The sequence below is a fragment of the Kitasatospora sp. NPDC101108 genome (genome assembly GCF_055584725.1).
In genome coordinates this window covers 725,514-751,522 of record NZ_JBVJLM010000001.1, presented here as the reverse complement: position 1 = coordinate 751,522, position 26,009 = coordinate 725,514, and the positions used below count along the sequence as shown (strand labels likewise).

The window sequence follows — 26,009 nt, the reverse complement described above, 5'->3', positions numbered from 1 at the left end:
GCGGAAGCCGCCCGTCCCCGCCTCCCGGGCCGCCGCGGCGCACGCCCCGGCCGCGGCTGGGCGGCGCCGGTGGTGGACGGGTTGCGCGGTCAGCTGGGGGTGTCGGCCGGAGGGAATTCGATCTCCGGTCGGAGATCGGCGTTCATGAAATCCGTAATTCGATCACCGGTCGAGCGCGGTAAGGAAAAGGTAAGGGGGGCTGGCTCGCTGTCCGGAAGATTAGCTTTTACAGGATTTGTGCGCTGGGCAAAGGGGATGAATGACACGCTCTCGCTCCATGCAGACAGTGTTGACGGGCCCTTGAAAGCGGGCGCAGACTCCTTTTCGCGGCCTGCGCCGCAGCAAATCTCCTAAAGGCGAGAGAAATTCTCCAGAAGGGGGAGGGGATTCCCTTGTCCATTCGCAGGAAGATCGCCACCGCCACCGTCGGGGTCGCCGCGCTCGGCCTCGCAGCGGTCGGACTGGGGGCGGCGCCGGCCTCGGCGAGCCCCGGCGGGTGCGTCTGGGGTACCGACGCGTGCCTCTACTACCACTCGAACTTCTCCGGCGGCTACAACGGCGACGGTGGCAACGACAACTACTTCTCGGCGTGGACCTTCGCGGGCTGCTCCGGCAGTCCCGTCAACTGTGACGGCGACAACCAGCAGGTCGCCAACAACACCGGCGCGGTGTGGAACATGACCGGGCGGACCGTCACCATCTACCAGTGGTGGAACTGCTGGTCGAACGGGCCGTACCTGCCCATCCCGGCCTACACGCAGCGGACCCTCTACGGCACCGCGGTCTACAACAGCGACCAGTCGCAGTGCTTCTCGTGAGGCCCTAGCGGTTTCGGGCGTCCGGCCGCGCCCCGGTCGCACGGCCGGACGCCCGAAACCCCCCGTCCACGTCAGGCCCGTTCCCGCAAAGGATCCTGCGCATGGCTCACGTCCGGCCCATCAGGCGCTGGCGCTTGGCGGCTCTGCTCCCGGCGGTGGGTGCGGCGGTGATCGCGGGCTGCACGCAGTCCCCCGCGACCTCGGCCGAGTCCGGGCAGGGGCGAACGCAGGCGCAGTCCCCGGCCGCTTCCGCAGGGGCCGGCTCGTCGTCGCCCCTGCCGCCCCCGGCCGTCGGAGTGATCCCCGCGATCAGCAGTACGGTCGGCAGGTCCATGCCGATCGAGGAGTACCTCTACTCGGCGGACCAGCTCGGCCAGGTGGCCGCCGCCCGGGACAAGCTGACCGCGCAGTGCATGCAGCGCTACGGCCTGCAGTTCACGCCGACCTCCGGACCACAGCCCCGGGCGGGTGGTCAGGCGACGCACCGGTACGACGTGGTCGACCCCGCGAGGGGCTACCGGCTGCCAGGACCGGCCCCGGCCGCACCGACCCCGCCGCCGATGACGGCCGAGCAGATCACCGTGCTGGCGGGGAACGTCCCCGGCAACTCCAAGCCCATCACCACCTACCACGGCCTGCCCGTTCCCAAGGGCGGCTGCCTCGGCGAGGCCGACGGAAAACTCACCGCCCAGGGTGGCTCGGTGACGGACGACCAGCTCGCCGTCGGCATCAACTTCGACGACTACCAGCGGTCGATGACGGACGGCACGTTGCAGGAGGTCTTCCGCCGGTGGTCGGACTGCATGAAGGCCAGGGGCTACTCCTACGCGGCTCCGGCCGACGCGATGGGCGACAAGCGCTGGAAGGGAGCGGTCACCCCGTCGCCCGAGGAGATCGCGACCGCCACGGCGGACGCGGCCTGCCGGCAGCAGACCAACGTCGTCGGCACCTGGTACACCGTGGAATCGGCCTACGAGGACCAGGCGATCCAGGCGAACGCCGACAGGCTGGACCAGGTCAGGCGAGGCATCGCGGCGGTGGTCAGGAACGCCGCCACCGTCAACGGCGGCGGCGTTCTCTGACGGGATCGGCGGGGGAGCCATCGGTCGGGAAGAAGCCGGCGAGTCGCCAGAGGCGGACCCGGGCGCGCGGACAACGCGGTGGGGCCGCCCGATCCGGGCGGCCCCACCGCTTGTCGTGTGCCGGCCGGGCCGGCGCGTTGTCCGAGTGGTTACCAGCGGTACCAGCGGCCGCGTCCGCCTGCCGACGTCGTGCCACGGGCGATGAAGCCGAGCAGCCACACGACGAGCACGATGACGGCTGCCCACCAGAGCACCTTCAGTGCGAACCCGGCGCCGAACAGGATCAGGGCGAGCAGAAGGACCAGCAGAAGCGGGGCCATGGGTCAACCTCCTCGACTCGGTGATGTGTTCGTCCTTGTGCCCCGGGATCGCAAAGGTATGTACCGGTTTACGGCGTTGCGTCCGACTTGGGTGACGTTCCGTCAGAAGGCTTTGCGCAGAGCTGGCAGCAGGGTCTCCTCGGACCAGTCCAGGAAGGCGGGCTGGCTGTCCCCGCCCACCTGCACGAGGGCGACCTCACCGAACCCGGCGTCGACGAAGGGCCGTACGGCCTCGACGAAGTCCTCGACCCGGTCGCCGCAGGGGATCGCCTCGGCGACGTCCTCGGGGCGCACGAACTGGGCGGCCGCCGCGAACCCGGCGGTGCCCGGCAGTTCGGCGTTGACCTTCCAGCCGCCGCCGAACCAGCGGAACTGCTCGTGGGCGCGACGCACGGCCGCGTCCCGGTCGCGGTCCCAGCACACCGGCAGCTGGCCCACCGCGGGCTTGCCGGCGCCGCCGTGCTCCGCGAAGCCCGAGACCAGCCCCGCGTCGGGCTCGACGGCGATCGCGAGGTCGGCGAGCCGCCCGGCCAGGGCGCACGAGACCGGGCCCGACACCGCCATCCCGATCGGCGGCGGGCGGTCCGGGAGGTCCCACAGCCGGGCGCCGACCACGTCGAAGTGCTTCCCGTGCCGGGTCACGTACCCGCCCTCGAACAGCGCGCGGATGATCTCCACGGCCTCGGCGAACATCTTCAGTCGCACCGACGCCGCCGGCCAACCTCGGCCCACCACGTGCTCGTTGAGATTCTCCCCGCTGCCGAGCCCCAGCCGGAAGCGCCCCTCGGACAGCAGTTGGACCGTCGCCGCCTTCTGCGCCACCACCGCGGGGTGGTAGCGGAAGGTCGGGCAGGTCACGTACGTCATCAGCGGGATGCGGGAGGTGGCCTGTGCGGCCGCTCCCAACACCGCCCACGCGTACGGAGCGTGACCCTGCTCGTCCAGCCACGGGAAGTAGTGGTCGGAGACCACCGAGAAGTCGAAGCCCGCCCGTTCGGCGCGCACCACGTCGCAGACCAGGCCCCGCGGGGCCCGCTGCTCCGTCATCATCGTGTATCCGATCTTCACCATGACCCGCGTCTGCCCCGCGGAGGCCGACGTCCACCCCCTCAGCCGGTCTTCGTTCGATCACACGAACACCCGACCGGGAGCGGAGCGGTGGCGCTACCCGGACCTCAGCCGCCGGAGCCGGGGCCGGGGCCGGTGGGCGGCTCCTCGTGCGAGCGGGGGCCCGCGCCGTCGGGGGTGCGCCAGGAGTCGGCGCGCTCGGCGGCCGCGCCCTCGGCGGGCTTCGGCGGCCGACGGCGGAGCAGGCGGTGGCTGCCCCAAGCGAAGGCGCCGATGAGCAGTACGGCGATGACCAGTGCGGGCACCAGGACGCCCGCCGCCGAGGGGCCGGCGGCCGCCGTGGCGGGGAGCGAGTGCGTGATCAAGGTTCGGGTTCCTTTCCTGTCTCCGGGGTTCGTCCGGTTGCCGTTCCACGGCGCGGCGGTCCCGGGGAGGGGGGCAAGCCAGGCCGGGGCCGCCGCGTGCGTCCGTCTACCCCGCAGGTGCGGGCGCAATCACCGACCGTGAGCGCCACCCGGGCCCGCCGACGGGCCGGGGGTTTTCCGCGACGGAGCGGGGGAAGCCGCCGGAACGTACGCCGCCCGGCCGGTCGTTCGTGTCCGCCCCGGACGCCTCGGGGGCCGTCCGCCTGCGTGCGGGCACGGCCTCCCGGCGAGGCCGGACCGCCGGGCGGCGGCTGCCATCACCCCACGGATGCCGGACGACGGCTCCTCGACCCGGAAGGAACTCAGCGATGGGTATCGTCATCAGCAGCCCTCTGCCGGACAACGACCGCAAGACGACCGGCGAGGCCCTGCAGGGAGCCCTGGTCGACCTGCTGGACCTCTCCCTGGTGGCCAAGCAGGCGCACTGGAACGTCTACGGACCCCGGTTCCGCTCCATTCACCTGCAACTCGACGAAGTGGTCACCACCGCGCGCAACTTCGCCGACGACGTGGCCGAACGCGCCGCCGCGATCGGGGTCAGCCCGGACGGCCGCGCCGCCACGGTGGCCTCCTCCAGCGGCCTGCCCGAGTTCCCCGAGGGCTGGACGGCCGACACGGCGGTGGTCGACCACCTGGTGAAGGCGTTCGGGGCAGTGATCGAGCGGATGCGGACCCGCATCGACGAGACCGAATCGGCGGACCCGGTCACCCAGGACCTCCTGATCGGACTCACGGCCGCGCTGGAGAAGCACAGTTGGATGTTCCAGGCGGAGAGCCGGGGCTGACGCCCACGGGCCGGGTGCCGGCCCGTCGAGGACATCGACGCCGTGGCAGCCGGCTCAGGCCGGGTGCCCGGCGTCGATGTCCGCCACGTCGCGGAACGACAGTACGGGCGTCGCCGACCCCCGGACACGGACGTGGAGCGGCTCCAGCAGGAAGCCGGTGTGGTCGCCCCAGTCGACCCGGTCCAGCACGCCGCCGACGAACCAGGCCGGTGCCGCGTCCAGGACCGGGACGCCCTCCGGCCCGCGGTGCCAGGCCGTCCCGGCGAACTTGTCGCACTCGTCACCGGTCCGGCCGCCGAACAGCTCGGCCAGCCGGTGGTCGGGCGGCAGCAGGTGCACCCCGAGCGCTGGCGCGCGCAGCGCGACGGCGTGGGTGTGGTTCGCCTTCGACAACCACACCGTGAACCGCGCCGGATCGATCGAACACTGCCCGGCGAAGCCCACCAGGCAGCCGGCCGGCTCCGGCGCGGCCGCGGTCACGACGTACACCGGATAGTCCAGCAGGCCCGTGAACGCGTCGAAGCCGGTCACCGTCATCGTTCAGGCCTCCGTCCGTACGGCGCTCAGCGGCGCGGCCAGCGACTCCAGGCTGCGCCGCTCGGCCTTGACCCCGATGGCGGCCTCGACCAGGCCGGCGGCCGTCATCAGCGCGGCGCCGATGCAGAAGGCGAGGGTGGTGTCCGAGACCTTGCCGCTGCTCACCAGGCCGTTGAAGAGCAGCGGGCCGCTGATGCCGCCGACGGCGGTGCCGACGGCGTAGAAGAAGGCGATGCACAGCGCCCTGGTCTCCAGCGGGAAGATCTCGCTGACCGTGAGGTAGGCCGCGCTGGCCCCGGCCGAGGCGAGGAAGAGGACGGCCGTCCAGCAGCCGGTCATGGTGGTGGCGGAGAGTGAGCCGCGCTGGAAGAGGGCGGCGGTGGCGAAGAGCAGGATGCCGGAGCCGATGTAGGTGCCGGCGATCATCGGCTTGCGGCCGATCGAGTCGAAGAGGTGGCCGAGCAGCAGCGGGCCGAGGAAGTTGCCGACCGCGATCACCGCGAAGTAGTAGCCGGTGTCGCCCTCGGGGACGGCGAAGTACGTGGTCAGGATGGTGGCGTAGCCGAAGGTCACCGCGTTGTAGAGGAAGGCCTGGCCGATGAACAGCGCGAAGCCCAGCGCGGTGCGGCGCGGGTAGCGGGAGACGACGGTACGGGCGATGGTGACGAACCCCAGCGGTTGGCGCTCGCGGATCCGGATCGGCTTCTCCTCGACGGGCGGCAGGGGTTCGCCGGTCTCCCGTTCCACCGTCCGCTCCGCCTCCGCCACGATCTGCTCGGCCTCGTCGGCCCGGCCGTGGGTGAACAGCCAGCGCGGGCTCTCCGGGACGTGCCGCCGCACGAGCAGGATGACCAGGCCGAGGACGACACCGATCCCGAAGGCGAGCCGCCAGCCCACGGCGGTGGCGAAGAGCGAGGTGTTGAGCAGCGCGATCGAGGCGAACGCGCCGAGGGCGGCGCCGACCCAGAAGCTGCCGTTGATGACCAGGTCGATCCGGCCGCGCACCCGGGCCGGGATCAGCTCGTCGATGGCCGAATTGATCGCCGCGTACTCGCCGCCGATGCCGAAGCCGGTGAAGAAACGGCAGAGGAAGAAGAACCACGCCGTCCAGGAGACGGCGGTGACGGCCGTCGCCGCGAGGTAGACGGCGAGGGTGAGCATGAAGAGCTTCTTGCGGCCGAGCCGGTCGGTCAGCCAGCCGAAGAACAGCGCACCGCTGCACGCGCCGGCCACGTAGACGGCCGCGGCGATGGTGGTCACCTGGGCGGTGCTGATGCTGATGCCGCTGCCGTGCTGGGCGAGGCGTCCGGCCATGTTGCCGACGATGGTCACCTCCAGGCCGTCCAGGATCCAGACGGTGCCCAGTCCGATGACGATCCGCCAGTGCCAGCGTGACCAGGGCAGCCGGTCGAGGCGGGCGGGGACGTCGGTGGTGATCACGTCGCGTTCCGGTTCCCGTGTCTGTCCGGACGGCTTCGCCAGGTCGGCCATGGGGGTCCTCCTCGTCCTCGGGTCGGTGATCGGTCCGCGTCTGCCCGGTTCTGCGGAGCCCAAGCCCGTCGGCGGGCCGATGGAGCGGGTGGTCGGAGCGGGCCGAGGGCGGGTAGGCGCGGGCGTCGAGACGGCGGTGCCGTGGGGCACCGTTCGTGACCCGGTGGAGGAGGACGAGCAGGAACTCGACGACGCACGGTGACGCCGAACGGGGTGGGGGCGATCGCCCGCCGTACCGCCGGAAGGCCCGGTGCGGCCGCCGACGGGCAGCAGGGCGGCTGAAGAGCTCCTGATCAGGCCCTGGAACCGTCCGTCCCGGCGGATCAGGCGGCGGTGTCCGCCTCCGTGCCCGGCGCCCGGCGGGGCCCGTCCGCCGGCGGGCCGACGGCGACCGCCCCGAGACGGACCAGGAGGATGCGCAGCTGACGTGAGGCCTCTTCGGCGTCGGCCAGTTCGCCGGGGGTCGGCACGGTCGTGCCGAAGGACCGCCGCGGGTCCGCGGGCAGGGACCGCCAGTGCAGGACGGGCGCGAGGACGGTGCTCGCCCGCGCGAGGAACCACGCCAACTGCCCGTGGGTGCGGGCGATGCCGATGGCGAGGACGGCCAGGACCTCGCGGAGGTGCTCCAGGCGGTCGAGGACCGGCAGCCGCTCCTGTGCGGGCGCGGCGCCGACCGAATCCGCGATGCCCTTGGCGGCGCGTCCGGCAAGCACCGCGTCCTGCGGAGTGAACTCCCATACGCCGTCGAGGAGTTGCACTTCGACCTCGGCGGCGAGCCGCTCAACTCGCGTGCACATCAGGGAACACGGGCCGGCTGCCGGGGCGGGCGGATTCGGGTGCGAGGTCATGCGGTCCCTTCCGGTGGAGAACAGCGCTCTGGGACACGGCAACGGGGACGCGGTGTTGCTCCAGCGTGGTGCGGCGCGCCGCCCGCCCGCAGCGACCGGGACGAACAACCCGGCCCCTGGCAGTCAGCTGAGCGAAACCAGGAGCCCCTCCCGGACGCGAAGCCGCCCGTTCTGCGGGAGCCACCCGTACGGGAACCGGCGCATGGACGGTCCCGATCCGGTAAGACGCCCGGGCGGCGGCCGACCGACCGTCGCGCAGGAACAGCCCGCACCGGACGGCCGGGCGGGAAGGAGCCATCATGACCGTGCGCACCCGCGCGCTGGAGGGCCTCGCCGCCGGGGCGGTCGGCACCACCGCGCTCAACGCCGTCACCTACCTCGACATGGCCGTCCGCGGCAGGCCCGCCAGCGAGGCCCCGCAGGACGCCGTCGAGACCCTGGCCGACCGGACGGGAGTGTCCGTCCCCGGCGGCGACGAGGAACGCGGCAACCGGATCGCCGGGCTGGGCCCGCTGCTCGGACTGGGCACCGGACTGGCCGTGGGCCTGGGCATCGGCGTCCTGACCGCCGCGGTCAAGGCCCCCACCAGCAGGGCCGGCGCCTGCATCGTCGCCCTCGGCGCCGCGGCGGCGGCACTGGCCGCCTCCGACGCGCCGATGGCCGCGCTCGGCATCAGCGACCCCAAGGAGTGGGAGCCCGCCGACTGGGCCGCCGACATCGTCCCGCACCTCGCCTACGGCGCGGCCACCGCCGCCGTCCTGCTCACCCTCCGCCGCGCCCGGCGCTGACCCGCCCCTCGCCGGCGCCGGTCCTCCCCTCGCCCGGCGCGGCGAAGGCGCGGAACGCCAAAACGATGCGCAAACGATGCGGCTCGCGACACCGCCCGCCGCTGCGTGAGAGTCGAACCGTGCAGGCAATCACCGAGCGGTCGCCGGTCCACCGGCCGGCCCCCAGGCCCGTCGCCCCCGGCGGACCGCTTCCCGCCGCGCGCGCGTCGGCCGACCGGGCCCCGGCAGCCCGTCGTAGGCTCACCGGCGTGACCGCCCCGCCCGTTCCCGCCCCGGCCGGACTGACCACCGGAGCCCTCGGTCGGCGGCTCGGCGTCTCGCCCACCACCATCCGGTCCTGGGAGCGCCGCTACGGCATCGGCCCCGCCCACCGCGACCCCGGGCGGCACCGGCGGTGGGAGCCGGCCGACGTGGCCGTCCTGGAGGAGATGTGTCGGCTCATGGCGCGGGGAGTCACCCCCGCCGAAGCCGCGCGCGTCGCCCTGGCGGGCGCCGGATCCACCCTCTCGACGGCCCGGACCGGAACGGCCTCCGGCGGCAACACCCTGCGCGTGGGCACCGTACGGCCCGAGTGCCGGGGCCTGGGCCGTGCCGCCGTACGGCTCGACGCCCCCGAGATGGCCCTCATCCTGCGCCGCAACGTCGACGAACTCGGCCCGGTCACCGCCTGGACGGAGGTGATGACCCCGGCGCTGCGGGCGGTCGGGCGCAAGTGGGCCACCGAGGGCGAACGCTACGTCGAGGTGGAGCACCTGCTGTCCTGGCACGTCTCCGCCGCCCTGCGCCGGGCCGCCGAACAGGTGCGGCCGCAGGCCGGCCCGGCCGTGCTGCTCGCCGGCATGCCGACGGAACTGCACACCCTGGCGCTGGAGGCGCTCGCCGCCGCCCTGTCCGAGCGCGGCCTCCCGTTCCGGATGTTCGGCGCGGCCCTGCCGCCCGACGCCCTGCTCGAAGCCGTCCGCCGGACGGGCCCGCCCGCGGTGCTGCTCTGGTCGCAGGTCACCGGGACAGCCGACCGGGCGCTGGTCGAGCGGGTCGTCCGCACCGCCTGGGGCCCGCAGGGCGCCCGCACCCGCCCCGTGGTGCTGGTCGCCGGACCGGGCTGGGCCGGCCCCCGCCGCCCTCCCGGCACCCTGCGCCCCCGGGACCTCACCACCGCGCTCCACCAGCTGGAGGGGCTGCTGCGCTGATCCGCCGCAGGGCAGGCCCTCGGCACCCGACCCCCGGAAGGAGCGGAACACCGTGGACGAGCGAACCCGGACCGGAGAACTCTGCCTGGTCACCGGCGCCACCGGCTACATCGGCGGACGGCTGGTCCCCGAACTGCTCTCCGCCGGGCACCGGGTGCGCTGCCTGGTCCGGGACCAGCGACGGCTGCGCGACCAGCCGTGGCGCGGCCGGGTGACGGCCGCCACCGGCGACGTCACCCGGCCCGCGACCCTGGACGGCGCCTTCGACGGCGTCGACGTCGCCTACTACCTGGTGCACTCCCTCGGCACCGGGCCGGACTTCGAGGACACCGACCGCCGCGCCGCCCAGGCCTTCGCCCGCGCGGCGGCCCGGGCCGGGGTCCGCCGGATCGTCTACCTCAGCGGGCTGCTGCCCACCGGAGTGCCCGCGGCCGAGCTCTCGCCGCACCTGCGCTCGCGCGCCGAGGTCGGCCGGGTCCTGCGCTCCACCGGCGTACCGACCGCCGAACTGCGGGCCGCCGTCATCATCGGCTCCGGCTCCGCCTCCTTCGAGATGCTCCGCTACCTGACCGAACGCCTGCCCGCCATGGTCACCCCGCGCTGGGTCAACACCCGGATCCAGCCGATCGCCGTCCGCGACGTGCTCCGCTACCTGGTCGCCGCCGCCTCGCTGCCGCCGGAGGTCGACCGGGCCTTCGACATCGGCGGACCGGACGTGCTGACCTACCGGCTGATGATGCAGCGCTACGCGAAGGTGGCCGACCTGCCCCGGCGGCTGATCGTGCCGGTGCCCGTCCTGACCCCGGCGCTGTCCAGCTACTGGGTCGCCCTGGTCACCCCGGTGCCCGGTCCGCTCGCCCGCCCGCTGGTGGAGTCGCTGCGGCACGAGGTGGTCTGCGGCGAGCACGACATCGCCCACTGGATCCCCGACCCGCCGCAGGGACTGACCGGCTTCGACCGCGCCGTCGAACTCGCCCTGCGCCGCATCCGCGAAGCCCGGGTCACCACCCGCTGGTCCTCCGCCTCGCTCCCCGGCGCCCCCAGCGACCCGCTGCCCACCGACCCGGACTGGGCGGGCGGCAGCCTCTACCAGGACCTACGGGAACGGCGGGTGGCGGCGGACCCGGCCGCCGTGTGGCGGGTCGTCGAGGGCGTCGGCGGTGAGAACGGCTGGTACTCCCTGCCGTTCGCCTGGGCGCTGCGCGGCACCCTCGACCGGCTGGCCGGCGGCGTCGGGCTGCGCCGCGGCCGACGCGACCGGGACCACCTCCGGGTCGGCGACGCCCTGGACTTCTGGCGGGTGGAGGAGATCGAGCCCGGACGGCTGCTGCGGCTACGGGCCGAGATGCGCCTGCCGGGCCTGGCCTGGCTGGAACTGCGGGTCGCCCCCGACGGAACCGGCGGGACGTGCTACCGCCAGCGCGCACTGTTCCACCCGCACGGACTGGCCGGCCACGCCTACTGGTGGTCGGTGGCGCCGTTCCACTCCCTGGTGTTCGGCGCGATGGCGCGCAACATCACGGAACGCGCCCGAGCGGCCGCCGTGCCCCGCAGCACCCCGACCACCCCCACCGCATCCGCTCCGAGGGCCCATCCATGACCGTCTCGATCGCCCTGTTCACCCAGGACCTGCGCCTGCACGACAACCCCGTGCTGCACGCCGCCCGCGACGCCGCCGACCAGGTGGTGCCGCTGTTCGTCGTCGACCCGGCCGTGGAGGCGGCCGGGTTCACGGCCCCGAACCGGACGGCCTTCCTGGCCGACTGCCTCGTCGACCTGGACGCCGGGCTGCGCGGCACCGGCTCGCGCCTGATCGTGCGCCGCGGCGCGACCGCCGAACAGACGGCCCGGGTCGCCGCCGAGAGCGGCGCCGCCACCGTGCACGTCGCCGCCGGGGTCAGCGCCTTCGCCCGCCGGCGCGAGGCGGCGCTGCGCGACCTGTTCGGGGAGCGCCTGCACGTCCACGACGCCTCGGTGACGGTGGTCCCGGCCGGTCGGGTCGCCCCGGCGGGCCGGGACCACTACGCGGTCTTCACCCCGTACCACCGGGCCTGGCAGCAGGTGCCCCACCGCACGGTGCTCGGCGCGCCGAGGGCGATCCGCACGCCGGAGGGCATCGGCAGCGAGAACCTCGTGGTCACGGGCCCGCTCTCGCCGGCCCTGCCCCGCGGCGGGGAGAGCGCGGCCCGGGAGCGCTGGCGGCGCTGGGACCTGGACGGCTACGCCGAGGGGCACGACGACCTCGCGGGCGACTCCACCTCCCGGCTCTCCCCGTACCTGCACTTCGGCTGCCTGTCACCCACCGAACTGACCGCCCGCGCCCTGCGGCACGGCGGCGACGGCGCGCAGGCCTTCGTCCGCCAGCTGGCCTGGCGCGACTTCCACCACCAGGTCCTCGCCGCCCGCCCCGACGCCGCCCACCGCGACTACCGCCCCAGGCACGACCGCTGGCACCACGACGAACGCGAGGCCGAGGCCTGGCGCCAGGGCCGCACCGGCTACCCGATCGTGGACGCCGGGATGCGCCAACTCGCCCACCAGGGCTGGATGCACAACCGCGCCCGGCTGCTGACGGCGAGCTTCCTCGCCAAGTCCCTCTACCTGGACTGGCGGATCGGCGCCGCCCACTTCCTCACCCTGCTGGTCGACGGCGACATCGCGAACAACCAGCTCAACTGGCAGTGGGTCGCCGGCACCGGCACCGACACCCGCCCCAACCGGGTCCTCAACCCGCTGCGCCAGGCCGAGCGCTACGACCCCGACGGGAACTACGTACGCCGCTGGGTGCCGGAACTCGCCCACCTGCCCGGGCGCGCCGTCCACCGCCCCTGGGCACTCGCCCCCGACTACCCGGAGCCGCTCATCGACCCCGACACCCTCTCCGCCCGCCTGCGCCGGGCCCGCGGCCTGGACTGAGGACGCCCGTGCCAGGCCGGGCCGCAGAACGGCCGTGCCACGGCCGAAAACGCCCGTTTCGACGCACCTGCCGGTGTTCAGCCTAGGGACAGACGCAGGCGACCGAGGGGAGAAGCCGGATGGACACCGGGATCGCGGCGCTGGCAGACCTGGAACGCTACCCGCTGCACGACCTCGCCGGAGAGCGCGGACGCGACCTGCTCGACCGGGCACGCAAAGCCTTCGACGACACCAGCTTCGTCGCCCTGCCCGGCTTTCTGCGCCCCGACGCCGCCCGCACGGTGGCCCGGCAGTCACTGGACGACGAGCACACCGGCGTCCGGTTCGACGGAACCAGCGACGTCTTCCTGAACACCGAGACCGACGTCCACGGGCACACCGGCACCACCTACACCAAGACCACCCTGCCCTACGACCGGATCAGGCCCGACTCACCCCTGCACACCCTCTACGCCTGGGAGCCCCTGCGGGCCTTCGTCGCGGCCGTCGTAGGCCTGCCCGTCCACCGCTCCGCCGACCCCGCCGGCGCCGTCGCCGTCCAGATCCAGCACGAAGGCGACCTCCAGGACTGGCACTTCGACGTCTCCGAATACACCGTCCTCCTCCACGCCCAGGCTCCCGTTGACGGCGGCACCCTCCAGTACGCCATCCGCTCACGTACCCAGCTCCGGCACAGCCCCGACCTGCTGCGCCGCATCACCACCGGCGACCCCGACATTCCGGTCACCGAGGTCCCCACGGTCGCCGGAACGGTCGCCATCCACGCCGGCAGCATCTCCATGCACCGGGTGACCCCCGTCGTGGGCGACACCGCCCGCGTCAGCGCCGTCCTCACCTACAACTCCCGGCCCGGGCAGACCCTCAACCCCTACACCCGGCAGATCCACTACGGCCGCCACCACTGACCGGCGCCGCGCCCCTGACCCGGACCCGAGGCTCCTGACACGGACCCGAGAGCCGGCCTTGGTGGTGGCCCCGCCCAGCGGGCGGCGCCACCACAGCCGTCGGTCCCGAGAGGCCGAGGACCACTGGTGGGTCAGGCGCCCGGGTCGGTGGTGAGGAGGGCGGTGATCTCCTTTGGCGAGCTGGGGGCCGAGTTCGCCCCAGCCGTCCTTGTAGCCGTAGTCGCCGACGAGGGTGCGGGCCTCGTAGTCGCCGTTCATGATCTCGCCGCGCCGGTGCCGCCCTCGCCGCCGTCGTGGGTCACGAAGTCGACGCCGCGGTCGCCGCGCGCCATGACGTCTGCCGTCGGCTCAGCGGCCCTTCGCCCCCCGCGGCTCCGGCGGATCACCGGGCAGGGGCGTCGACGGGGGCACCCCCAACCCCAGCGCCCTTTCGAGCTCCTCGATCCGGTCGGCCACCGTGGGCGTCGGCATCACGCTCCGACGCGGAGCGGGCCGGCAGAGCACCGGCCCGGCCACGAGGCGCCTGAGCACCAGGGCCGGGATCGCGACGACCCAGCACAGCCCCGACACCAGGGCCACCGCCTCGGCCTGTGCCCGTTCCTGCTCCTCGAACCGCTCCTCGACCCACTCGGCGGGCCCTCCTCCGCTGCCGGCGACGAACCCGGCCCGTGATCGTGTGAAGACCGTCCGAGCCGTCAGTCCCGCGACGACTCCGTACGCTGTGAGCGTGACGAGGAACAGCCACGGCATCACCGGTCACCCCCTCCATCGCCGTCCGTGTCGTTGACGCGTCACCCCGCCTGCCCGGAACGGGCCGGTTGCTAACAAATCGGGCACCGCCGCCGTCGCCGATCCGGGGATCCGGCCTCGACGGGCACCGGCGTGAATGGGACTCCGGAATCCGGCTACACGGACCAGCGACATGTTTCCGGCCGATCGAAGGAAGGTCATTCCGATGGCGGACGTATCGCGCTTGCCCGGAGCCTACGACCACTACTGGGACTGGCAGTTGGAAGCGGCCTGCCGCCGGGCGGAGAACAGCCTCTTCTTCCACCCCGCCGGTGAGCGGGGCGCCGCGCACAAGGCGCGCGACGAAGCGGCGAAGGCGGTCTGCGCCAGGTGCCCGGTCCGTACGGAGTGCCGGCGGCACGCGCTCGAAACACGCGAACCCTACGGGGTGTGGGGCGGGTTGAGCGAGGAGGAGCGGGAACTGATGCTCAAGCCCGTCCGCCACCGGCACGTGGCCTGACCCGCCCAGGGCGGCACGGGCTCGTTACCCGGCCCTGAGGCGCCGGTGGGTGCTCCGGACGATCTCGTGCCAGAACGGCGCGGCGGACAGGTAGCCCCCGAGCGCGGCGAGCACGCCGAACGAGACGTCGACGCTCACCCGGCCCTGCTTGGCCCAGTAGACGTCCTGCAGGTCCAGCAGCAGTGCGAACTCGTCGGTGATCAGGGCCGCGCCCGCGCCGTAGACGGCGGCCACCGCCGGATGGCCGACGGCCGGCTCGTCGCCGCGGACGGCCACCAGGCCGACCCCGGCCAGCGCCGCGATGCCGATGTTGTAGTGGTGCAGGTGCTTCCCGCCGGCCGAGACGTTGCCCCAGGGCAGCCAGCCGCCCCTGATCCCGTGGGTGATGAGGCGGACCGTGCCGAAGGTGGTGCCGAACGCCGCCCACATCACCACCAGGGACCGCTTGGTCGGCGTCAGGTGCTGATCCGCCGCCCGCCGCCAGTCCTCCGCCAGCCGCGCGATCGTCGCTGTTGCCATGCCGTCGACCTCCTGAGCACCGTCCGGCCCCCACGGGCGACGCTAGCCGAAGTGCCGGCCGCCCACCCGGTGGACCACCCCAGGCGTGCCCTCCGGACAGCCGGGTATCCGAACACGCATGGGAGTCTTTCGCAGAGCGGGCCGCCGCTCCGAGCGACCGCGGCCTCCGGAGCCCGGAGCTCCGAGTACGAGCCCCAGCACACCCGCACCCGCATCCGCTGCACCCGCACCCGCATCCGCCGCAGCCGTACCCGCGAAGCCGGAGCCGGGCCTGGCCGACAGCGTCGCCGAGCTGGTCGAGCGGGCCGAGCGGCCGGTCGGGGCCTGGCCGGCCGCGGAGCAGCAGGTCGAGCGGGGTCGCGCCCGGGCACTGACGGCGAAGGTGACCAGGCTGCTGGGCAGCGGCGGCCGGGGCGCGGTCCTCGGAGGCAAGGCCCTCACCGAGCAGCTGTTGCGCGCCGCCCCGAGGATCCCGATCCGCGACCTCGCCACCCTGCGCGCCCAGCATCCCGGCGCCGAGGACCCGGAGCGCCTGGCCGACCTGCTGGTCGCCGGCGCCACCCGGGCCTCCGGCGCGCTCGGCGCGGGCGTCGGGGCGGTGGCGATGCTGCCCGTGCCACCCGCGATCCCGGTGGAGATCGCGGCCGAGACGCTCGCCGTGGCGGCCGTGGAGATCAAGCTGATCGCCGAGCTGCACGAGGTCTACGGCGTCCCGGTACGGGGCAGCGGTACCCAGCGGACCGCGGCCTACCTGGCCGCCTGGGCCAACCGCCGGGGGATCGACGCGAATCTGCTGATCCGCCCGGCGGGCTTCGCGGCACTCGCCCTCGGGTCGGAGGTGCGCCGGCAGGTGCGCCGCCGGCTCACCCGCAGCTGGATGCGCCGGCTCCCGTCGACGACCCCGCTGTTCCTCGGCGCGGGCATCGGCGCGACGGTCAACCGGCGCGACACCCGGCGGCTGGCCGACCAGGTCCGCGGCGATCTGCGCAGTCACCGGCCGGCCGACGGGGGCTACTGGACGGCGGCCGGCCGAGGCTGACGGCCGGGCCCGGGCCGAGCGCCAGGCCCGGCGCTCGGCCGATCTCCGGACGCCGAGGCTTCGGAAGGCCGCCGTGGGCCGCCCCGCCGCGAAGGACGGCGGGACGGCCCACGGCGGCCTCCGGCGTTACGAGGACTTGCCACGCCCCGTGACGAGGTCGCGGGCGCGGTCCACCAGGCCGGTACCGGCCTGGAGCAGCTTGTTGTCGGGCGCGTTCGGGTGAGGGCGGGTGGGCGCGAGCTTCTTCGCGCGCCGGATCCGGTCACCGAGCTCGTCCAGCTGCTCGGGCGAGCAGACCTCGGCCAGGGCCGGGAAGAGGTTCTGCTCCTCGTCACGGATGTGCGCCGAGACCTCGTCGATGATCCGGTCGACCAGGATGCCGAACCGGGCGTCGCCGCAGTCCACGTCTTCGAGGTCCTTGAGGAGCTTCTCGACGGTCGCGTGGTCGGCGACCTCCTTGTCGGCGAGCTCCTCGCCGCCGGGCACGTGTTCACGCACCGCCGGGTACAGGTACTGCTCCTCGGCCACCGAGTGGCGCACCAGCTCGATGGTGAACTCGTTCGCCACCTCGCGGCGCCGCTCGTCGCCCGCCGGCAGCGCCTGGACCCGGGCGAACATCTCCTCCACCTCGCGGTGGTCCGTCATCAGCTCGTCGATCACGTTGCCGCCGTGTCCCATTTCTCTGCTCCTTCTCGTCGCGATGGTGAGCTCGAAGGGGGCCCGTCCGGGGACGGGCCGCCCTGGGCCTCTCGTATCCCCGCGATCCGGCGAGGCATGCGCGCGACGTGGCCGAACCACCCGCGCAGGGGCCGCCGGTCCCGAGCGGCCTGCCGGCGGGCGTGGCGTGCTCAGCCGTAGGGGACGACGGCGACCGGGCAGTGGACGTGGTGGATCGCGGCGTGGGCGACCGGGCCGAGGTGGTGGTGGCGGAACGGCAGGTGGCGCAGGCGGCGGCCGAGTACGAGGAGCCGGGCCGACGCGGCCGCGTCGACGAGTTCGACGGCGGGCTTGCCGCGGACCAGGTCGGCGGTCACCTCCACCCCCGGGTACCGGGCCCGCAGGGGCTCCAGCGCCTCGGCGAGGCCCGCCCACTCCACGGACGAGAGCTCGCCCTCCAGCCCGCCGATGGCGCCGTAGGACATGTACTCGCTGCCGGCCGGCGGGGACCAGACGTGGATGACCCGCAGCGGCGCGGCGCGGAGCGCGGCGGCCTGGAAGGCGAAGGCCAGCACGTGGTCGGCGGGGTGGACCAGGTCGATACCGGCCGTCACGGCGCCGTCCGGCTCGTCCTCGTCGGCGCGGACCAGCACCACCGGGCAGGCGGAGCGGCGCAGCACCTCCTGGCTGACCGAGCCGACCAGGAAGCCGCGCAGGGTGCCCAGTCCGCGGGAGCCGAGCACCAGTACGGCGGCGCGGTGCGAGGCCTCCTCCAGGGCCTCCACCGGGTCGGCGGACACCGGGGCGGTGGAGACCGGCACGTCGGGCACCAGGGCGGACAGCGCGGACTCGCGGTCGGCGAGGTGGGCGAGGGCGCGGTGGTAGGTCTGGTCGCTGCCGACCACGTCCCGCTTCGGCCAGGGCCAGGCCTCCAGGACTTCGAGCGGGCGGTCGCGGCGCTGTGCCTCGCGGGCGGCCCACTCGGTGGCGGTGAGGCTCTCGGGCGAGCCGTCGAAACCGACGACGACGGGCCCGGTGGAGGTTCCGGGCGCGGACGGTCCGGTCGGGGGGTGATCGGTCACGGCGCGCTCCTCAGGTTCCGCGGCGCGGCGAGGGCCGTAGCCGGCCGCCGGGGGCCGCCTCGGGTTGCGTCCCCAGTATCGGCGGTGGCCGCGCTCGCCACCTCTCGGGCGCCGGGGCCCTCGACGCGCCGCGCGCCACGACGACCGCGGCGGCAGGAAGCCGTCGGCCGGCGGTTCGCCGGTGAGGGCGGCGACGACGCGGGCGCGGATGTGGGTGAGGGGGGTCGGGTGTGCGAGCGGACGGGCGGGCCGGGCGAGTCGCACGGGCCGAAGAGGATTCTTCGCGGAGCTGTCACACTCCCGCCTCGCGATCCGTCGGGTCAGTACAAGCACCGAACAGCCCGAGAGGAACACGACGTTGACCACCCAGCCGATCACCACCCGCCCGACCACCACCCAGCCCGTCACCGCCGAGATCCCGCTGCGCCCCCGGATGGCCCAGGACCCGGCGCAGCTGATCCCCGAACTCGCCGAGGTCTCGGCCGCGTTGTTCAAGGTCGTCGGTAACCGGTCGATCCCGCGGACCACCATCAGCCTGGTCCAGCTGCGGGCCGGACAGATCGTCGGCAGCACCTACCTGACCGTCCTGCACACCGGATTCCTGCGCAAGGCGGGGGAGTCGGAGGAGCGGATCACCTCGGTGGCCAGCTGGCAGGACTCCCCGTACCTGACCGCTCCCGAGCGTGCGGCCCTCGCCCTGGTCGAGGCCGTGCTCCAGCCCAACCCGTACGGCGAGCGCGTCTCGGACGAGCTGTACGCGCTGGCCGCCGAGCACTACGACGAGAAGGCGCTCGCCACCCTGATGATGGCCATCGGGCAGGTCAACTTCTTCGTGGCGATCGCGCTGATCGCCAAGCCCGTCCCCGGCCGTTCCTTCAGCGAGCCCTGGGCCTGACGACAACCCGTGGTGCCACCCCGGCCCGCCGAGCGTCCCTCGCCCGGCGGGCCGGTCCCGTTGGACGCGCTCGGCGGGCCACTGCCGTCAGGGGATCAGGGCCTCGATGTGGGCGAGGTGGGCGGCGAGGATCTCCTCGAACGCGGCGCGCCGCTCCGCGCCGAGCGGGCGGACGTCGCGGGCGAAGTGGGCGAGGGCGGGGAAGCGTTGGGGGTCGGCGCCCAGGACGGCGACGCGGAACTGCTCCATCCCCTGTTCGTACTCCTCGGGGGCGACGGTGCTGAGGCCGGCCTCGGAGGAGATCAGCGCCGCGAGCAGGATCACGATGCGGTGGTAGCGCGCCGGGATTTCGTGGTCCGGCAGCCCGGACGCGCGCAGGGCCTGCAGCAACTCCTCCATCACCAACCGGGATCCGGTGCCGCCGGACCCGTAGCGCCCCCAGATCCCGGCGAGTTGGGGCTGCTCGCCGAAGGCCTCGCGCAGGCGCACGGCCAGGGCGGTGATGCGCGACTTCCAGTCGCCCTCGGGCCGGTAGCCGTCCATGGCGCCCACCAGGACGCGGTCGGCGACCTCGCGCAGCAGCTCGGTCTTGTTGCGGAAGTGCCGGTAGAGGCTGGAGGAGTCGGTCCCGAGCGCGGCGGCGAGCTTGCGCACGCTGAACGACTCGGGGTCGTCCGTGCGCAGCAGCGCCACCGCCGTGTCCAGGATCTCCCCGGTCGACCATCGCCTGCGGCCCGTCATCTCCGCCCCTTTCGTCCGGCTCAGCCTAGCCGATGCACCGGCCGTCGCGTCGGCGCAGCACTTGGCGTTGCACGCACCGCGTGCATAATGAGGGCAACGCACTGCCTCTGACGCGATGACACCCCGGCGACCGGCCGGGAGGGGGAGCAGGAACGATGAGTCGGACCACCCACATCCGCCCGCCGGAGCCGGACTTCGAGGTGATCACGCCCGAGGAACTGCGCACCTACCGGGAGGCCGAGAACCGCTGGCGCGCGTCCGGCGCGGCCCGGGCGGTCCTGGGGGAACCGGACCCCCGCGCCGCGATCGGCTGGCAGCAGCTGGCGCTGCCCGGCCGCGAACTCCCGGTCCGGGTGTACCGGCCGGCGCCGACGGGGGACGGCGCGGCCGGCACGCGGTCCGACCTACCCCTCGTGGTCCACGTCCACGGCGGCGGCTTCGTGGGCACGGCGGCGCAGTGCGACTGGACCAACAGCCGCCTCGCCGCCCGTCTGCCCGCGCTCGTCGTCTCGGTCGAGCACCGCCTCCTCGCCCCCGGCAGCCCGCTCGCGAACGCCGTCGACGACGGCTGGGAGGTGCTCCGGTACGTGCTGCGGCACGCCGCCCAGTGGGGCGCGGACCCGGCGCGCACGGCTGTGTTCGGCGAGAGCTGCGGGGCGCTGATCGGCGCCCTGGCGGCCATCCGGGCCAGGGAAGCGGGCCTGGAACTCAGGGCGCAGGTGCTGGTCAACCCGGCCACCGACGTGACCGGGACGATGGAGGACCACCCCTCGATGGCCGAGCACGCGTACAGCCCGACCCCGGCGCTGCCCCACCTGCGGTTCCTGCGACGGCTCGCCGTGCCGGAGGGACGCGATGCCCGCGCGCTCTCGCCGCTGTACGCGGACGACCTGAGCGGACTGGCCCCGGCACTCGTGGTGGTGCCCACCCGGGACGCGCTCGCCGACCACGGCCGCCGCTACGCCGAGCGGCTGCGCGCGGCCGGGACGCCCGTGACGCTCTCCGAGTACCGGGGCGCGAGGCACGCGTTCCTCACCCTGCCCGGCCTGGAACCCCAGGCCGAAGCCGCCCAGGCGGAAATCCTCCGTTTCCTCAGCGCGGCCCTGGCGGGGTGACGGACCGACGACCTGTCCCGGGCGAACGGACGGCTCAGGCCGGGACGGGTGTCAGGTCGGCGCGGCCGAAGAGCAGCGCCCAGCCGTGCGGCAGTTGGGCCAGCACACGGTCGGTGAGACGGTCGCCGGCCAGGTCGGCGAGGGCGGCCAGGACGGAGGAGGCGTCCCAGCGGGCCGCGGTGAGGCTGGTGCCCAGGACGTCGGCGAGGGCTTCGACGAACGCGGGCGCGCCGACCGGCGCGGGGAGCGGGATCTGCGAGGAGAAGACGGCGCGGGCGCGCTCGGGAAGCACGGCGGCGAGGTCGCAGCGTTCCTCGCCGGTGAGCTGCGAGCCGAGCAGGGCGAGGACGGCGTCGAGGACGCGTTCGGCCTCCTCGTCACCGGGGTAGCGGCCGTGGGTGCGGACCTGCTGGATCAGGCGGCGGTGCCGGGTCATGGCGGTGGCCTTCCGGGGCGCGGGCCGCCGCGACTGCGCGGCGGCCCGAACGGCGAACAGGGGGCGGCGGGGTCATCGGGGGATCGGCGGGTCAGGGGCCTCGGACGACGGCCGGGCGGCCGAACAGGGCGTCGTAGCCGGGCGGCAGCTGGAGCAGGACCTGCTCCATGAGCCGGTCGTCGGCCGCGTCGGCGACCGTGGACAGGACGGCGCCGATGTCCCACAGGGCGGTGGCTTCGGTGGCGCCCTCTATCCACGCGGCGGTGGCGCGGACGAACCGTTCGGGACTGAGCGGTTCGGCGGCCTGCAGGGGGTTGAGCAGGACCAGGGCGAGGGTTTCGGGCAGGCTGGCCGCGAGACGGGCGCGCACGTCGCCGACCAGGTGGGCGCCGAGCAGGGCCAGGACCACGCGCGCGCAGCGCTCGGCCTCCTCGGGCGTGCTGTACTCGCCGCGTTCCCGGACCTGTTCCAGGAACGCTTCCCAACGCATCGTCACCGTGCTCTCCCTCCTTCGGGGTCAGGGACGAACGGGGTCCGGTCCGTCGGCGGCCGGGCCACGGGGGCCAGGCGGCAGCCGAGGCCGGTGAGCTTGAGGATCCGGGCCACGGGGCGGCCGATGCCGCGCAGGACGAGGCTTCGTCCGGTGCGGTCGGCCTGGTTGCGGGCCCGGACGAGGACGCCCAGGCCCGAGCAGTCCATGAACGTGACCTCCGAGAGGTCGAGCACCACTTCCCGGTGCTCAGCCAGTGCGCGGGACAGTTCGTGGTGCAGGCGCGGGGCGGTGTCGAGGTCGATCTCGCCGTACGCCTGCACCACGAACGGGGTCACCTGGGTGGTCATGGGACTGCTCGCTGTCCGTCCGCCCGCCGTCGCGGGCAGGGGTGGTACGGGGGCCGGATTGTCCCGTGCCGCTCCGCCGGGGGATTCGGGCGGCACGGGACGGCCTGGGGAAGGGGCCGGGCCTGGACGGGACGGCCCAGGCCCGGACGGAAAGGGTCAGGCCTGGATCTGCTTGCGGCCGCCGCTGTGGCTGATGGCGATCTTGCGGGGCTTGGCCTTCTCGGCGACCGGGATCTTCAGGGTCAGCACGCCCGCGTCGTAGTCGGCGCTGATCCCCTCCGGGTCGAGGGTGTCGGAGAGCATGACCTGGCGGGAGAAGACCCCGAGCGGGCGCTCGGACAGCTCCCACTTCACGCCCTCGCCGTCGTGGCGCGGACGGCGCTCGGCCTTGACGGTCAGCATGTTCCGTTCGACGTCGATGTCGATCGCCTCCGGGTCCACGCCCGGCAGGTCGAAGGAGATCACGTACTCGTCATCGGTGCGGTACGCGTCCAGCGGCATCGGGGTCGGCCGCGACCAGGTGCCGGTCGAGTTGAGGAACTGCTGGGTCAGCCGGTCCAGCTCGCGGAACGGATCGGTGCGCATCAGCATCGCGAAACACCTCCACTGATCGATGGGTGCCAGTGCGCTTCACCTGACCACCGTTGTAGCACGTCATCCTTTCGATGACAAACGCTGCGTGTCGTCCGTAGAATGACGTCATGAGTACGAAGCCGTCGAAGCCCGCGCCCGGCTCCGAGCCGGTCTCCTTCCTCGCCGCCGCGTCGGCGCTCGCCGCCATCGACGACGCGGTCCGCTCCGCCCGTGAGGCCTCCGCCGTACCCGAGGACCCCCATGAGGACGGCCCCGAACAGGCGCTGGCCGCCCTGGTGCTGCTGCGCGAGCTGCGCGCCCGGCTCGCGGACTGGGAGGCCCCGCTGGTCGAGGCGGCCCGGGCCGGCGGCGCGACCTGGGCCGACCTCGCCCGCCCCATGGGCGTCGCGAGCCGCCAGGCCGCCGAGAACCGCTACCTGCGGCTGCGCCCCGCCGGCGCCGCTACCGCCGGCGAGACCGGAGCGGAGCGGCTCAAAGCCGTGCGCGACCGCCGGGCCGCCGACCGCGCCGTCAGCGCCTGGGCCCGCGACCACGCCGCCGGACTGCGCGTGCTGGCGGCCCAGATCACCGCCGCCCCGGACCACGCCCCGGCCGCCGGGCCCGCACTGACCGCGCTCACCGCCGCCCTCGGCGCCGCCGACCCGGCCGACCTCATAGCGCCCCTGGCCGGCATGCGCCCGTACCTCGCCGCCGCCCATCCCGACCTCGCCGACCGTCTGGACGACCTCACCCGCCAGACCGACCGCCTCCGCCATGACAGTGATCAACGACGCGCCTGAACCCGCCACCGCCGGGCAGGACCGCTGGCAGCAGATCGAGGAACGGCTCTGCGCCCTGGAACGCCGGATCCGGGAGCACGGCGGCGCGGCCCTGACCACGATCGACGCCTGCCTGGCCCGGCTCGACGCCCTCCGCCACGATCTCGCCACCCGGCCGTGGCCCCCGATGAGCCCCGAACCCCCGGGCGGACCGGCCCACGACGGCTCCGGCCGCCCCTGAGCAACTGCCCCCGGTGCGCCCGTGGCGTCACCCCCCGGCCCGCTGAGCCTCCGCCCGGCGGGCCGGTTCCGTTTCAGCGTGCGGCGAGCAGGCCCGCCACCAGGGCGCGGAGCCCGTCCCGGTAGGTGTCCTGGGCCGTCAGCGGCTCCCAGCGGTCGGCGATCTGCGCCAGGCGCGGGTACTCGTCGGCGTCGAGTCCGGCGAAGACCTGTTCGCGGTAGGTCGGCCGGTCGTCCCCGGCGCGGCGGCGGGCCGCCGTGGCGCGGACCACGATCTCCCCGGCGGTGTAGTACCAGATCGCGCGGTAGCCCTGTACGGCGCGCTCCAACGACAGGCCGCAGCCGACCAGTCCGTCGACGAGCTGCTCGACGAACCACAGGGCGTGGGTGGACATCAGGTCGTCGGCGGTCAGCACCTCGACGATCCAGGGGCAGCCGGAGAGCGCCTCGTGGATCGCGGCGGCCGCGGCGACGACCCGTTCGCGCGGCTCGGACGGCAGCTCGGTCGGGCGCAGCGTCCGGGCGGCGTGGTCGTCCAGCAGAAGGACGAGCAGTTCCTCCTTGCTGCGGACGTGGTGGTAGAGCGCCATCGGCGTGCTACCGATCTCGGAGGCCAGGCGACGCATGGTCAGCCGCTCGACGCCCTCCTCGGTCACGATCCGGCGGGCCGTGTCGACGACCTCCTCCCGGGAGATGCGGGGAGGTCGGCCGGTGGCCCTGCGCGGGGCGGGGGAGGGCTGCTGCATGAGCCCATCATCTCCCGCCCCTCGCCCGGGCCTCGACAGGGCAGGGGTTCCGGCGCTAGTTTTCGTACATGTATAGAAACTCGCGGGGCCGCCCCGGCCCGGTGCTCGCGGCGGTCACCGTCGCGCAGTTCGTCTTCGCCCTGGACATGTCGGTGGTCAACGTCGCCCTGCCCGCTATCCGCGGCGCGCTCGGGTTCGCGCCGCTCGACCTCTCCTGGGTCGTCCACGTCTATGCCCTCACCTTCGGCGGACTCCTGCTGCTCGGCGGCCGCGCCGGAGACCTGTACGGGCGGCGGCGACTGTTCCGGCTGGGCCTGGCCGTCTTCGGACTCTGCTCGCTCGCGGGCGGACTGGCCCAGCAGCCCTGGCAGCTGGTCGCCGCCCGCGCCGGGCAGGGCATCGGCGCCGCGGCGGCCGCCCCGGCGGCGCTCGCGATGCTGACCACCACCTTCGCCGAGGGCCCCCGGCGGGTCCGCGCCCTCGGCGTGTGGAGCGCGGCGAACGCCGCCGGGGGCGCACTGGGCGTACTGACTGGCGGACTGCTGACCGAGTACGCAGGCTGGCGCTGGGTCATGCTGGTCAACCTGCCGATCGTGGCGGCGGCCCTGGTGCTGCTGCCCGCGACCGTGAACTCGAACCCGGACGCGGCGCGGCCCGTACGGCGGGAACGGCTGGACGTGCCCGGCGCGGTGCTGGCGACCGGGGGAGTCGGGCTGCTGGTGTTCGGCGTCGTGCGCACCGACGTCCGAGGCTGGGGTTCCCCGGCCACCCTGGGCACGCTCGCCGCCGCCGTCGCGCTGCTGGCCGCCTTCGTGCTGGTGGAAGTCCGTTCCCCCGCACCGCTGTTGAGGCTGGGCCTGCTGCGCAGCCGCTGGGTCGCCGGGGCCAACCTGCTGGTGTTCCTGGCCGCCGCCGGGCAGTTCGCGGCCTTCTACTTCGTCTCGCTCCACCTCCAACAGGTGCTCGGCCTGGGCGCCGCGGCCACAGGCGCCGCCTTCCTGCCCTTCTCCGCCGGGCTGGTCGCGGGCACCGTCGTGGCGACGAGGATCACCACGCGCCGCAGTCCGCGCGCCGCCCTGGTGCCCGGAGCCGTCCTGGCGGCCGCGGGCCTCGGCTGGTTCGCCCTGATCAGCCCCGACGGCGGCTTCCTCACCGATGTGCTCGGCCCGTCCGTGGTCACCAGCATCGGCACCGGGCTCGTCCTGGCCCCGGTCGCCGCGGCCGCGACCACCGGCATCGCGCCGGGCGAGGCCGGTGCGGCCTCCGGACTGCTCAACAGCTCGCGCCAACTCGGCGGCTGCGTCGGGCTGGCGGTGCTGGCCACCGTCGCCGCCCACGCCACCGGCACGGCCACCGACCCGGCCGCCCTCAGCCACGGCTACGCCCTCGGCCTGGCCGCCGGTGCCGTGCTCTTCGCCCTGGCGGCGGCGGTCGCGGCCACCGTACTGCCCGGTCGGCGCCCGCCCGCGCCGGTCACCACCCGCCCCGAACGCCAACTGGAAGGAACTTCCTCATGACCCCGAACCCGATCGCCGCCGTCGACCTGTTCGCCTCGGCGCTGCACATCCAGCCCGACGGCGACGTCCGGGCCACCGAGCGCCGGATGACCGGCGGCGACCCCGATGCCTGGCAGATCGCGACCTTCCACGTGGAGACCGACGCCGACGTCCACGCCGACCACTGGGAGATGCACCCGGCGGCCGAGGAGGCGGTCTGCTGCCTGGCCGGTGGCGTCCGTGTCCACTTCCGTCCGGTCGAGCCCGGCGCCGCCGGGAAGACGGTGCGGCTGACGGCCGGCAGCGCCGTGGTCGTCCCGCGCGGCCGCTGGCACCGGCTGGAACTCGACGCCCCCAGCGACCTGATGTCGATCACCCTGCGTCACGGGACCCGCCTGGAGCGCCGCACCGAGGAGGGCTGACCGCGCC

The 26,009-nt window shown here is 74.2% G+C and carries 34 protein-coding genes; 17 read left to right on the top strand and 17 right to left on the bottom strand.

Annotated elements, in window-relative coordinates; all coding sequences use genetic code 11:
- Positions 1-392: 392 nt before the first annotated feature.
- On the top strand, positions 393-818 hold the full coding sequence (locus ACZ6Z8_RS03380; protein WP_465605854.1) for a hypothetical protein: 426 nt from the start codon (positions 393-395) through the stop codon (positions 816-818).
- A gap of 106 nt (positions 819-924) precedes the next feature.
- Here ACZ6Z8_RS03380 and ACZ6Z8_RS03375 read toward each other — a convergent pair whose 3' ends face one another.
- A complete protein-coding gene (locus ACZ6Z8_RS03375) occupies positions 925-1,152 on the bottom strand; it encodes a hypothetical protein (RefSeq protein WP_465605852.1) in 228 nt (75 codons plus the stop codon).
- Between ACZ6Z8_RS03375 and ACZ6Z8_RS03370 the strand changes: the two genes are divergently transcribed.
- The gene (locus ACZ6Z8_RS03370; RefSeq protein WP_465605851.1) at positions 1,151-1,900 is read left to right on the top strand and encodes a hypothetical protein; all 750 of its coding nucleotides are present in this window, start codon (positions 1,151-1,153) and stop codon (positions 1,898-1,900) included. The two genes, ACZ6Z8_RS03375 and ACZ6Z8_RS03370, sit on opposite strands and share 2 nt — an antisense overlap.
- 149 nt (positions 1,901-2,049) lie before the next feature.
- On the opposite strand, the gene ACZ6Z8_RS03365 is transcribed toward ACZ6Z8_RS03370, so the two are convergent.
- The 3 genes from ACZ6Z8_RS03365 to ACZ6Z8_RS03355 form a co-directional block, all read right to left on the bottom strand.
- Positions 2,050-2,220, bottom strand: a complete 171-nt coding sequence (locus ACZ6Z8_RS03365; RefSeq protein WP_465605850.1) for a hydrophobic protein — start codon at positions 2,218-2,220, stop codon at positions 2,050-2,052.
- Between the two features lie 102 nt (positions 2,221-2,322).
- The gene (locus tag ACZ6Z8_RS03360) at positions 2,323-3,291 is read right to left on the bottom strand and encodes an LLM class F420-dependent oxidoreductase (RefSeq protein ID WP_465605848.1); all 969 of its coding nucleotides are present in this window, start codon (positions 3,289-3,291) and stop codon (positions 2,323-2,325) included.
- 104 nt (positions 3,292-3,395) lie between these two features.
- Positions 3,396-3,653 (bottom strand): DUF6479 family protein, encoded by a 258-nt coding sequence (locus ACZ6Z8_RS03355; RefSeq protein WP_465605846.1) that lies wholly within the window; start codon positions 3,651-3,653, stop codon positions 3,396-3,398.
- Between the two features lie 368 nt (positions 3,654-4,021).
- Between ACZ6Z8_RS03355 and ACZ6Z8_RS03350 the strand changes: the two genes are divergently transcribed.
- A complete protein-coding gene (locus ACZ6Z8_RS03350; protein ID WP_465605844.1) occupies positions 4,022-4,498 on the top strand; it encodes a Dps family protein in 477 nt (158 codons plus the stop codon).
- A gap of 54 nt (positions 4,499-4,552) precedes the next feature.
- Here the strand turns inward: ACZ6Z8_RS03350 and ACZ6Z8_RS03345 are convergent, their stop codons facing one another.
- Both ACZ6Z8_RS03345 and ACZ6Z8_RS03340 read right to left on the bottom strand, forming a co-directional pair.
- Positions 4,553-5,035 (bottom strand): flavin reductase family protein, encoded by a 483-nt coding sequence (locus ACZ6Z8_RS03345; RefSeq protein WP_465605842.1) that lies wholly within the window; start codon positions 5,033-5,035, stop codon positions 4,553-4,555.
- A 3-nt stretch (positions 5,036-5,038) separates the two neighbouring features.
- Positions 5,039-6,526, bottom strand: a complete 1,488-nt coding sequence (locus tag ACZ6Z8_RS03340) for an MFS transporter (protein WP_465605840.1) — start codon at positions 6,524-6,526, stop codon at positions 5,039-5,041.
- Here ACZ6Z8_RS03340 and ACZ6Z8_RS03335 point away from each other — a divergent pair.
- Positions 6,525-6,728 carry a hypothetical protein gene (locus ACZ6Z8_RS03335; protein ID WP_465605838.1) on the top strand — a complete coding sequence of 68 codons (204 nt, stop codon included), beginning with the start codon at positions 6,525-6,527 and terminating at the stop codon, positions 6,726-6,728. The genes ACZ6Z8_RS03340 and ACZ6Z8_RS03335 overlap by 2 nt on opposite strands.
- Positions 6,729-6,849: 121 nt before the next feature.
- On the opposite strand, the gene ACZ6Z8_RS03330 is transcribed toward ACZ6Z8_RS03335, so the two are convergent.
- Positions 6,850-7,323 carry a hypothetical protein gene (locus tag ACZ6Z8_RS03330; protein ID WP_465605836.1) on the bottom strand — a complete coding sequence of 158 codons (474 nt, stop codon included), beginning with the start codon at positions 7,321-7,323 and terminating at the stop codon, positions 6,850-6,852.
- A 350-nt stretch (positions 7,324-7,673) separates the two neighbouring features.
- Between ACZ6Z8_RS03330 and ACZ6Z8_RS03325 the strand changes: the two genes are divergently transcribed.
- From ACZ6Z8_RS03325 to ACZ6Z8_RS03305, 5 genes are all read left to right on the top strand, one after another.
- Positions 7,674-8,162: a hypothetical protein gene (locus ACZ6Z8_RS03325; RefSeq protein ID WP_465605834.1), complete on the top strand. Its 489-nt coding sequence runs from the start codon at positions 7,674-7,676 to the stop codon at positions 8,160-8,162.
- A 248-nt stretch (positions 8,163-8,410) separates the two neighbouring features.
- A complete protein-coding gene (locus ACZ6Z8_RS03320; protein ID WP_465605832.1) occupies positions 8,411-9,352 on the top strand; it encodes a MerR family transcriptional regulator in 942 nt (313 codons plus the stop codon).
- Positions 9,353-9,404: 52 nt separating this feature from the next.
- A complete protein-coding gene (locus ACZ6Z8_RS03315; protein WP_465605830.1) occupies positions 9,405-10,952 on the top strand; it encodes an SDR family oxidoreductase in 1,548 nt (515 codons plus the stop codon).
- Complete coding sequence (locus ACZ6Z8_RS03310; RefSeq protein ID WP_465605828.1) at positions 10,949-12,268, top strand: cryptochrome/photolyase family protein; 1,320 nt, start codon at positions 10,949-10,951, stop codon at positions 12,266-12,268. Before ACZ6Z8_RS03315 ends, ACZ6Z8_RS03310 begins: the two co-directional genes overlap by 4 nt.
- Positions 12,269-12,387: 119 nt before the next feature.
- Positions 12,388-13,173: a HalD/BesD family halogenase gene (locus ACZ6Z8_RS03305; protein ID WP_465605826.1), complete on the top strand. Its 786-nt coding sequence runs from the start codon at positions 12,388-12,390 to the stop codon at positions 13,171-13,173.
- Positions 13,174-13,521: 348 nt separating this feature from the next.
- Here the strand turns inward: ACZ6Z8_RS03305 and ACZ6Z8_RS03300 are convergent, their stop codons facing one another.
- The gene (locus tag ACZ6Z8_RS03300) at positions 13,522-13,923 is read right to left on the bottom strand and encodes a hypothetical protein (RefSeq protein WP_465605824.1); all 402 of its coding nucleotides are present in this window, start codon (positions 13,921-13,923) and stop codon (positions 13,522-13,524) included.
- Positions 13,924-14,128: 205 nt separating this feature from the next.
- On the opposite strand from ACZ6Z8_RS03300, the gene ACZ6Z8_RS03295 reads away from it, so the two are divergent.
- The gene (locus tag ACZ6Z8_RS03295) at positions 14,129-14,422 is read left to right on the top strand and encodes a WhiB family transcriptional regulator (protein WP_465605822.1); all 294 of its coding nucleotides are present in this window, start codon (positions 14,129-14,131) and stop codon (positions 14,420-14,422) included.
- A 24-nt stretch (positions 14,423-14,446) separates the two neighbouring features.
- Here the strand turns inward: ACZ6Z8_RS03295 and ACZ6Z8_RS03290 are convergent, their stop codons facing one another.
- A complete protein-coding gene (locus ACZ6Z8_RS03290) occupies positions 14,447-14,941 on the bottom strand; it encodes a hypothetical protein (protein ID WP_465605820.1) in 495 nt (164 codons plus the stop codon).
- A gap of 382 nt (positions 14,942-15,323) precedes the next feature.
- On the opposite strand from ACZ6Z8_RS03290, the gene ACZ6Z8_RS03285 reads away from it, so the two are divergent.
- A complete protein-coding gene (locus tag ACZ6Z8_RS03285; protein ID WP_465605819.1) occupies positions 15,324-15,980 on the top strand; it encodes a hypothetical protein in 657 nt (218 codons plus the stop codon).
- 126 nt (positions 15,981-16,106) lie between these two features.
- On the opposite strand, the gene ACZ6Z8_RS03280 is transcribed toward ACZ6Z8_RS03285, so the two are convergent.
- Both ACZ6Z8_RS03280 and ACZ6Z8_RS03275 read right to left on the bottom strand, forming a co-directional pair.
- Positions 16,107-16,658, bottom strand: coding sequence for a hemerythrin domain-containing protein (locus tag ACZ6Z8_RS03280; RefSeq protein ID WP_465605817.1), 552 nt, complete (start codon positions 16,656-16,658; stop codon positions 16,107-16,109).
- A gap of 170 nt (positions 16,659-16,828) precedes the next feature.
- Positions 16,829-17,719: a universal stress protein gene (locus tag ACZ6Z8_RS03275; RefSeq protein WP_465605815.1), complete on the bottom strand. Its 891-nt coding sequence runs from the start codon at positions 17,717-17,719 to the stop codon at positions 16,829-16,831.
- Between the two features lie 433 nt (positions 17,720-18,152).
- Here ACZ6Z8_RS03275 and ACZ6Z8_RS03270 point away from each other — a divergent pair, with 433 nt between their 5' ends.
- The gene (locus ACZ6Z8_RS03270; RefSeq protein ID WP_465606327.1) at positions 18,153-18,614 is read left to right on the top strand and encodes a carboxymuconolactone decarboxylase family protein; all 462 of its coding nucleotides are present in this window, start codon (positions 18,153-18,155) and stop codon (positions 18,612-18,614) included.
- 87 nt (positions 18,615-18,701) lie between these two features.
- Here ACZ6Z8_RS03270 and ACZ6Z8_RS03265 read toward each other — a convergent pair whose 3' ends face one another.
- Positions 18,702-19,355 carry a TetR/AcrR family transcriptional regulator gene (locus ACZ6Z8_RS03265; protein ID WP_465605813.1) on the bottom strand — a complete coding sequence of 218 codons (654 nt, stop codon included), beginning with the start codon at positions 19,353-19,355 and terminating at the stop codon, positions 18,702-18,704.
- A gap of 155 nt (positions 19,356-19,510) precedes the next feature.
- Between ACZ6Z8_RS03265 and ACZ6Z8_RS03260 the strand changes: the two genes are divergently transcribed.
- The gene (locus ACZ6Z8_RS03260) at positions 19,511-20,470 is read left to right on the top strand and encodes an alpha/beta hydrolase (RefSeq protein ID WP_465605812.1); all 960 of its coding nucleotides are present in this window, start codon (positions 19,511-19,513) and stop codon (positions 20,468-20,470) included.
- A 34-nt stretch (positions 20,471-20,504) separates the two neighbouring features.
- Here the strand turns inward: ACZ6Z8_RS03260 and ACZ6Z8_RS03255 are convergent, their stop codons facing one another.
- The 4 genes from ACZ6Z8_RS03255 to ACZ6Z8_RS03240 all read right to left on the bottom strand — a co-directional run bounded on the left by ACZ6Z8_RS03255 (position 20,505) and on the right by ACZ6Z8_RS03240 (position 22,337).
- On the bottom strand, positions 20,505-20,906 hold the full coding sequence (locus ACZ6Z8_RS03255) for a DUF2267 domain-containing protein (protein ID WP_465605810.1): 402 nt from the start codon (positions 20,904-20,906) through the stop codon (positions 20,505-20,507).
- Between the two features lie 91 nt (positions 20,907-20,997).
- On the bottom strand, positions 20,998-21,402 hold the full coding sequence (locus ACZ6Z8_RS03250; RefSeq protein WP_465605808.1) for a DUF2267 domain-containing protein: 405 nt from the start codon (positions 21,400-21,402) through the stop codon (positions 20,998-21,000).
- Positions 21,399-21,746, bottom strand: coding sequence for an STAS domain-containing protein (locus ACZ6Z8_RS03245; protein ID WP_465605806.1), 348 nt, complete (start codon positions 21,744-21,746; stop codon positions 21,399-21,401). The genes ACZ6Z8_RS03250 and ACZ6Z8_RS03245 overlap by 4 nt, the downstream gene beginning before the upstream one ends.
- A gap of 156 nt (positions 21,747-21,902) precedes the next feature.
- Complete coding sequence (locus ACZ6Z8_RS03240; protein ID WP_465605804.1) at positions 21,903-22,337, bottom strand: Hsp20/alpha crystallin family protein; 435 nt, start codon at positions 22,335-22,337, stop codon at positions 21,903-21,905.
- Positions 22,338-22,447: 110 nt separating this feature from the next.
- Here ACZ6Z8_RS03240 and ACZ6Z8_RS03235 point away from each other — a divergent pair, with 110 nt between their 5' ends.
- Complete coding sequence (locus ACZ6Z8_RS03235) at positions 22,448-23,119, top strand: type III effector protein (RefSeq protein WP_465605802.1); 672 nt, start codon at positions 22,448-22,450, stop codon at positions 23,117-23,119.
- Positions 23,094-23,339, top strand: a complete 246-nt coding sequence (locus ACZ6Z8_RS03230) for a hypothetical protein (RefSeq protein WP_465605800.1) — start codon at positions 23,094-23,096, stop codon at positions 23,337-23,339. The genes ACZ6Z8_RS03235 and ACZ6Z8_RS03230 overlap by 26 nt, the downstream gene beginning before the upstream one ends.
- A 73-nt stretch (positions 23,340-23,412) precedes the next feature.
- Here the strand turns inward: ACZ6Z8_RS03230 and ACZ6Z8_RS03225 are convergent, their stop codons facing one another.
- Complete coding sequence (locus ACZ6Z8_RS03225; protein WP_465605798.1) at positions 23,413-24,084, bottom strand: TetR/AcrR family transcriptional regulator; 672 nt, start codon at positions 24,082-24,084, stop codon at positions 23,413-23,415.
- A gap of 68 nt (positions 24,085-24,152) precedes the next feature.
- Here ACZ6Z8_RS03225 and ACZ6Z8_RS03220 point away from each other — a divergent pair, with 68 nt between their 5' ends.
- Together ACZ6Z8_RS03220 and ACZ6Z8_RS03215 are read left to right on the top strand one after the other, a co-directional pair.
- On the top strand, positions 24,153-25,601 hold the full coding sequence (locus tag ACZ6Z8_RS03220; protein ID WP_465605797.1) for an MFS transporter: 1,449 nt from the start codon (positions 24,153-24,155) through the stop codon (positions 25,599-25,601).
- On the top strand, positions 25,598-26,002 hold the full coding sequence (locus tag ACZ6Z8_RS03215) for a cupin domain-containing protein (protein ID WP_465605795.1): 405 nt from the start codon (positions 25,598-25,600) through the stop codon (positions 26,000-26,002). The genes ACZ6Z8_RS03220 and ACZ6Z8_RS03215 overlap by 4 nt, the downstream gene beginning before the upstream one ends.
- The last annotated feature ends 7 nt before the right edge of the window (positions 26,003-26,009 follow it).